The sequence below is a fragment of the Candidatus Cloacimonadota bacterium genome (genome assembly GCA_034722995.1).
Lineage (GTDB): Bacteria > Cloacimonadota > Cloacimonadia > JGIOTU-2 > JGIOTU-2 > JAGMCF01.
The window spans coordinates 1-7,547 of sequence record JAYEOL010000029.1 but is presented as its reverse complement, the minus strand read 5'-3'; the positions used below and the strand labels follow the sequence as shown (position 1 = coordinate 7,547).

6 protein-coding genes are annotated in these 7,547 nt (G+C 31.0%); 4 read left to right on the top strand and 2 right to left on the bottom strand.

Going from position 1 to position 7,547, the window contains the following annotated elements; genetic code table 11:
* From U9R23_03945 to ade, 4 genes are all read left to right on the top strand, one after another.
* Positions 1-426 (top strand): M24 family metallopeptidase (locus U9R23_03945; protein MEA3475581.1); only part of this gene is annotated, 426 nt, incomplete at its 5' end.
* 133 nt (positions 427-559) lie between these two features.
* Positions 560-1,045, top strand: a complete 486-nt coding sequence (gene coaD / locus U9R23_03940; GenBank protein MEA3475580.1) for a pantetheine-phosphate adenylyltransferase — start codon at positions 560-562, stop codon at positions 1,043-1,045.
* 296 nt (positions 1,046-1,341) lie between these two features.
* Complete coding sequence (locus tag U9R23_03935; GenBank protein ID MEA3475579.1) at positions 1,342-2,586, top strand: pitrilysin family protein; 1,245 nt, start codon at positions 1,342-1,344, stop codon at positions 2,584-2,586.
* A 6-nt stretch (positions 2,587-2,592) separates the two neighbouring features.
* On the top strand, positions 2,593-4,230 hold the full coding sequence (gene ade / locus U9R23_03930) for an adenine deaminase (GenBank protein ID MEA3475578.1): 1,638 nt from the start codon (positions 2,593-2,595) through the stop codon (positions 4,228-4,230).
* 30 nt (positions 4,231-4,260) lie between these two features.
* Here the strand turns inward: ade and U9R23_03925 are convergent, their stop codons facing one another.
* Both U9R23_03925 and recG read right to left on the bottom strand, forming a co-directional pair.
* A complete protein-coding gene (locus U9R23_03925; protein ID MEA3475577.1) occupies positions 4,261-5,688 on the bottom strand; it encodes a DUF2723 domain-containing protein in 1,428 nt (475 codons plus the stop codon).
* Positions 5,689-5,846: 158 nt separating this feature from the next.
* Positions 5,847-7,547: ATP-dependent DNA helicase RecG (gene recG, locus U9R23_03920; protein ID MEA3475576.1), on the bottom strand; the 1,701-nt coding region annotated here is incomplete at its 5' end.

The window sequence follows — 7,547 nt, the reverse complement described above, 5'->3', positions numbered from 1 at the left end:
CAGAAGAAAATAATTAATTCAGTAAAACCTGGCATTACTATTAAGGAATTGCAGACTAAAACTATTGAATTAGTCACGGAAACACTTTTCAGATTAAAATTAATCACGAAAAAATCCAAAGTATCTCCCTCTCCGTCTGGGCGCGTCCCAGCCGCGACTGATAGTAGCGAAGAATACAAAAAGTATTATATGCACGGAGTTAGTCATCATCTCGGATTAGATACACATGATTTAAGTAATAGAGAAGAAAAACTGCAGGTTGGGAATATTATTACTGTTGAGCCAGGAATTTACATCAAAGAGGAAAAGATTGGTGTAAGAATAGAAGATGATGTCCTGGTAACTAAGAATGGATGTGAAGTCCTTTCATCAATGATTCCAAAGGAAATTGAAGAGATAGAAAGAATTATGGCAAAAAGGGAATAAAATTTGTCCACCGAAGGTGGATCCTCCTCAGGGGGAAAACTGGAAACTTGCCTGTCCACCGAAGCATAGCGAAGGTGGGATACTTGAAACTAGAAACCGAGAACAAAAAAATACATAGGAATATGAATAAAATATGAAAAACATAGCAATTTACCCAGGCACATTTGACCCTATCACCAATGGTCATATAGACATAATTGAAAGAGTTTGTAAAATATTCGGCAAAGTTATAATAGCAATTGCTAAAGAAACAAACAAGAAATGTCTCTTTTCTTCTGAAGAACGAGTCCATCTTGCAGAAATTGCAACTAAGGATATAGCTAATGTAGAAGTTGAAGCATTTGACGGACTGGCTGTAGATTATGTAAAAAGAAAGGGAAGTATTGTAATGATTAGAGGATTACGGGCTGTATCAGATTTTGAATATGAATTGCAGTTAGCACTTGCTAATCGCTCACTATGTGAAGATGTTGAAACTGTTTTTCTCACTCCACAAAGTAAATATCTTTATCTTAGTTCAAGCATGGTAAAGCAAATTATTAGTTTAGGCGGAAAAATAAAAGATTATGTTCCTGATGCTATTTTTGAAGAAGTTAAAAAGAAAATGAAAATAAGTTAATATCAAACTAAGATTAATTAAAAAAATGGAGTTGTAAAGCACAAATGGCAAGTAACAAATTTCAAATTCCAAATAAACTTCAAAATCCAATAATTCAATGACCAAAACATTTTGCTTCAATGATTAGAATTTATTTGTTATTTAGGATTTTGAATTTGATATTTACCTGCCCTGTGAAATAGGAAGTCCCGATTTTATCGGGAATTCACAGGGTAAATTATTTGGCTCTTGAAATTTGTAATTTAATTTTTGTCCCAAAAACAAAGTTCTTATTTATAATACGATAATATAATATTATGTCATATCAAAAAACAACTTTAGAAAATGGAATAACAATCCTATCTGAAAAGATAGATTATGTTCGTTCAATAGCAGTAGGGATATGGATTAAAACAGGTTCTCGGGATGAAAATCCAGATAATCGTGGAGTTGCTCACTTTCTTGAGCATATGCTTTTCAAGGGAACTGAAAAACGCAATAAGTATGAAATTGCACATTATCTTGAATCTTTAGGCGGAACTGTTAATGCATTCACCAGCAAAGAATTTACCTGTTATTATGCACGCATATTAAGTGAGCATCTAAAGCAAAGTATTGATTTGCTTTCTGATATAATTCAAAATTCTATCTTTCCAGACATAGAGATTGAAAAGGAAAAAAATGTGGTTATTGATGAGATCAATGAGATTGAAGATGACCCTGGTGAACTCATCTTTGAAAGATTTTATGAAAATTTATTCCCTCACCATCCACTTGGATATCCAATTATAGGATATAGAGATGATATAAAAAAAATCAATAAAAATATCTGTATAGATTTTATCTCCAAAAATTATCATCCAAAAAAAATTATAATTACTGCTTCAGGTTTTCTTGAACACGAAGAATTAGTTAAATATACAAATCAATATTTTCCTTTGGACAAATCAAGACCATTAAAGAATGAAAAAAGGATATTCTCACCTGCAAGCGAAATAAAACAAAGAGAGAATATTTACTATGATGCGGCGAATAATCAAACTCATATTTGCACAGGCATAAGAACATTTCCATATACTAACGAAAACCGTTTTACATTACTTGTTTTGAATTCTATCCTATCTATTGGAATGAGTTCACGACTATTTCAAAATATTCGTGAAAAGTATGGGATTGCTTATGATATTCATTCTTTTACTGACTTTTTCCACGATACTGGATGTTTTGGGGTTTATGCTGCAACAAATCCGGAAAACAGTAAAAAATGTCTGAAATTAATACAATCAGAACTGCAGCTGCTTATTGAAAAGCCTGTAACAAAATCTGAATTAAAAACTATCAAGGCACAATTAAAATCCAGTTTGGTTATGGGTCTTGAAAGCACAACCGCAAGAATGAATCGTTTAGCAAGGCAGTATATTTATACCAATAATGTTGAACCTATTGATAAAATTATAAAAAAGATAGAAAGCATTGAACCAGTTCATATTCAGCTGTTGACTAAAGAATTGTTTCAACCAGACGGATTTGTGACTACTATTTTGCAGGCGAAAGGTGGTTAAAAATCTATGAATATTGCTATAAACAATATTAATATAATTGATGTCATAAACGAAACTATTTTCCACGCTTCAGTTGGAATCAATAATTGTGAAATAATTAAAATATCTAACTCCCCTATCTCTGCAAGGTTAATCATAAATGGCAAAGGCAAATTTCTTAGCCCCGGTTTTATAGATGCTCACTTTCATATTGAAAGCAGTAATCTAACCCCATTCCATTTTGGTGAAGCTGTGCTCAGACAAGGCACTTCTACTATCATAGCTGATTGTCACGAAATCTGTAATGTTGCTGGAATGGAAGGATTTGAATATTTCCGAGAGGAAAGTAAAAAAGCAAGAATTGATGTATTTCTTACAGCACCTTCTTGCGTGCCTGCAAGTTCTCTTGGAACATCTGGGGCAAAAATTGGTATAAAAGAAATCAGAAAAATGTTTGAATATAAAGAAGTTATCGCACTTGGTGAAGTAATGAATTTCCCCGCAGTAATAAATGATGAACCTGAAATATTAGCAAAAATAAAAATTGCAAAAGAAAAAGGCAAAATCGTAAACGGTCATGCTCCTCATCTTTCTGGAGATAACTTAAAAAAATACATAAATGCAGGAATTACAGATGACCACGAATCAACCAGTTATGATGAGATGATAGAAAAACTTTCTCTTGGAATGAATATTTTCATCAGAGAAGGCTCTGCTGAAAAATGTCCTGACAAATGCTATCAACTTCTAAATGAATACAAAGATAATATTATGTTCTGTAGTGATGATAAATTGGCTTCTGATATTATTAAAAATGGTCATATAAATTTTAATGTTAGAAAAACTGTAAGTTTGGGTATAAATCCTATAAGAGCAATAAGAGCTGCATCTTTTAATACTGCACAATATTACAAATTAGATAATATTGGAACCGTTGAGAAAGGTAAAAAGGCAAACCTGCAAATATTGAATAATCTTATTGATTTCATACCTGAAATTGTAATTTTCAATGGAAACATTGTATATCAAAATGGAAAAACTATTCCGGTTGAAACCGAATTGTCAATTCCTAATAATATTCTCAAAACTTTAAAAGCTGAAAAAATTAGCACTATCCCCAAAATCCCTTATAAATATTATAATCATATTATTGAGGTGAAAGATGGGCTTATTATTACAAAAGAGTTAAATATTCATACTGAAAATGAGATCGCATTAGATAAAGATATTCTAAAATTGGTGGTAGTTGAACGATATAACAAAAAAGGAAATATCTCAACCTGTCAGGTTCATGGATTTAACTTGAAAAAAGGTGCTATTGCTTCCAGTATAGCTCACGATTGTCATAACATTATAGCAGTTGGGACAAATGATGAAGATATAAAATCAGCGGTAAATATAATAATAGAAAATCAAGGGGGATTAAGTTCTTCTTGTAAAGGCAAAGCATCAATAATGAAGTTGCCCGTGGCTGGTTTAATGAGCCTTAATGATTATCATAAGGTGGCTATTGAATTAGATAGAATAAATGTAGAAGCTCAGAGTTTGGGTTCTGACCTTAAATCACCTTTTGGCAGTCTATCCTTTCTGGCTCTTGAAGTAATACCAGATATTAAGCTTACTGACAAAGGATTGGTGGATGTGAATAGATTTACTATTCTGTAAAAAATTACAAATAGTATTTTATTATATGGATTAAAATATTTTATTTAATTGATAAATATCTCCAAAGGGAATGATTTCGAAATATTCCTTAAATTCCTCGATACTGTAATACTTATTATTATCAGCTATAAAAACAGAATGTGTTTTATTCTTCTCAAGCAAATATTGAGTTTGTTTGCCCCCTTTAGGCTCAATATCCCTTATCTCAATATCTCTTCTAAAATTTTCAACCTCTTGAAGATATAATAACGGTTGTGCAATAGTAAAATCAGCTAAAATAACAGATCTCATTGGCAAATTACCTAATGTTATTTGGGCAAAATCATAAGCCCCATAATAGCTATTTTTAGGTGGAAATAGAAAAAAAGTGAAATTGTCTCTGTTGGGAAGCGAACGAATATTTATTATATTAATTTTAAAATGTTTCAAAAAAATTGGTGTTCCCCAATAGGTAATTATTAGTATTAAAGAGATTAACACTGTGAAACTTATTTTTTTAAATATGTTCATTCTATATTTTTTGAATAACCAAGAAATACCCATACCTACAAAAATTGCAAAAACAAAAAAGGCAGGGAGGAACATCACATATTGATCATGAATGGGGAGAATAATTACTTCTAAAAGATTGCCTAAAAACGTAAATGAAAGAAAGTAAAAAATTAGTTTGTTCTGTTCATATAAAGACTTTATACCTTGAATTCCGAAATAAATTGAAATTATAAATTGGTAAATAAGAAAAAGAATAAATAGAAGCAAGTTCTTCAATATTGGGAAATTATGCTCAAAAAAAATATCACCTAAAATCTTAAATACTGAAATAGAATCAGTTCTAATAAATAATAATATTAAGATACCTGGCATAAGACCAAGTGTTGCTGTAATTATAGATAATTTTAAATTCGGAGACTTTTTTAGAACCAAAAATAGCATTGCTGGGATTAAACCAACACTTAAAATATGATTGCATAGACTAATTCCTATTATTAAAAAGGAAAAAAATAATAACCCTTTACCGTTTGATTTATACCATTTCAATAATAAATACAAAGATGATGCAATAAGAAACAACTGCAAAGTGTGTACTTCTGCTCTTACTGCATGTAACCAGAATGTATGGGATAAACCAAATATAACTATGCCCAATAAACTTGAGAACTTGTCGTGTGTTATAAAAAAAATTATTAAAAATAATAACACCAGAGTTAAAGATGCCCATAAAGCTGAGAAAAAATTAACCTTTGCTGCAAGTTTGAAATAAGGAATAATATTTACAATTTTAACAAGATATGAATATAATATGTGTCCTCTTGGAATCATTTTAACACTCCAACTATTAGCAAGTCTTTGGTATTGGGCATCATCTCCCCAAAGAACAGTTGGAGCTAAAGTTAGACCATAGAAAATTAAACTAATTATAAAAATTATCACTAAAATTTTGTAATCAGTTTTTTCCATACTAATCTTTTAAATTATTTTTGGTTTTTCTATCCCTAATTACAGGTAGTCAAATTTGTTGCTTTATTTTTTTAAATAAGTTCTTTGAATTCTTATCCATTTAGAAAATCATTTCCACTGGATTTCCACTTTTCCATATTGATTAATTACAGAACTTATCAAAAACTAAACAATCTTTCTCTTCTCAAAAAATCCTTCTTATATTTTTCTTTTAGAAATTTATATTTCTCTAAATTCAAATCATAATCTTCAGAAATTATCTGAAAAGCAATCTTGTGAGCTTGTTCTAATATTTTTCTGTCTCGCACAATATTAGCAATTCTAAATCTTGGCATACCTGACTGTTCAGTTCCAAAGAATTCTCCGGGTCCACGAATCTCAAGGTCTATTTCAGAAATCTTAAAGCCATCATTAGTTTCTTTCATAGTATTCAAACGTAATAGAGCTTCTTCACTAATTGGTTCATAAGCCGCTAAAATACAATAAGATTTAAAAGCACCCCTACCGACCCTTCCTCTTAATTGATGTAATTGTGAAAGACCAAAGTGTTCAGCATGTTCAATCATCATAATTGTCGCATTTGGAACATCAATTCCAACCTCTATTACAGTTGTTGAAACTAACACATCAATTTTTCCATTTTTAAAATCATGCATTATTTCATCTTTCTCTTGATTGGACATTCTCCCATGCAATAGAGCTACTCTATGATTACGAAATACACTACTCTTCAATTTCTTATAAGTATTGGTGGCATCACGAAAATAAGATTTTTCTGACTCTTCTACTAAAGGACAAACTACATACACCTGTCTTCCTTTTGATATTTCTTTACTAATAAAATTGTAAACCTGGGGTTTTTTATCCTGAGTAATCCAACTTGTGTAAATCTCCTTACGATTTGGCGGTAGTTCATCTATTATACTAATATCTAAATCTCCATAAACTGTTAATGCTAAGGATCGAGGAATAGGAGTGGCACTCATAACTATTTTATCGGGCACTTGTCCCTTTTGAGTCAATGAGTGTCTTTGAATAACTCCAAATCTATGTTGTTCATCAATGATAACGATTCCGAGTTTTCTAAAAACTACATCCTTTTGTATCAAAGAATGCGTGCCAATTACAATATCAATCTCCCCTTTTGATATATGCTCCTTTAATTTTTTCTTTCCTTTATAATTCCCGCCAAGAAGTAAACCAATTTTTACATCAATCTTCTTTAAAAACTCCAAAATGGCAAAATAATGTTGAGTAGCAAGTATTTCCGTTGGTGCCATAATAGCTGCCTGATATCCGTTCTCAATTGCCAATAACATCGCAAAAAGGGCAATAATTGTCTTGCCTGACCCAACATCTCCTTGCAAAAGACGATTCATCTGAAATGGTGATTTCATGTCTTTCACAATCTCATTCAAAACTCTTTTCTGAGCAGAGGTAAGCTTGAAAGGCAGCATATTCTTTAATTGAGTAGTATAAATCTTTTTGATTTGCATTGAAATACCTTCAGACTTATGCCAGCGGACTTTTCTTCTCGCGAGCATCAACTGAAGATAAAACAATTCTTCAAATATAAATCTATTTCTAGATGAAGTAATATCATCTTCTACTTCTGGCATTTGAATTTTCCTTAACGCCTGATTAATTGGTAATAGCTCTTGAACTATAAGAATATTCTCAGGAATCGTTTCTGATATCTTAAACTCACTTTTGAAGACATTTAAGATAATCTTTCTGAAAATCTTATTAGTTAATCCTTCAGTAAGATGATATAGAGGAAGGTAATTTCTTTTTGACCAGAAATTTTCTTCTGATTTGGAACCAACAAATTCAAAATCTGGATGAAGCATACAAAGTCT

Excerpts from the sequence above, each read along its gene's own strand:
- U9R23_03935 (MEA3475579.1), top strand. The coding sequence starts at position 1,342 with ATGTCATATCAAAAAACAACTTTAGAAAATGGAATAACAATCCTATCT.
- ade (MEA3475578.1), top strand. The coding sequence starts at position 2,593 with ATGAATATTGCTATAAACAATATTAATATAATTGATGTCATAAACGAA.
- coaD (MEA3475580.1), top strand. The coding sequence starts at position 560 with ATGAAAAACATAGCAATTTACCCAGGCACATTTGACCCTATCACCAAT.
- U9R23_03925 (MEA3475577.1), bottom strand. The coding sequence starts at position 5,688 with ATGGAAAAAACTGATTACAAAATTTTAGTGATAATTTTTATAATTAGT.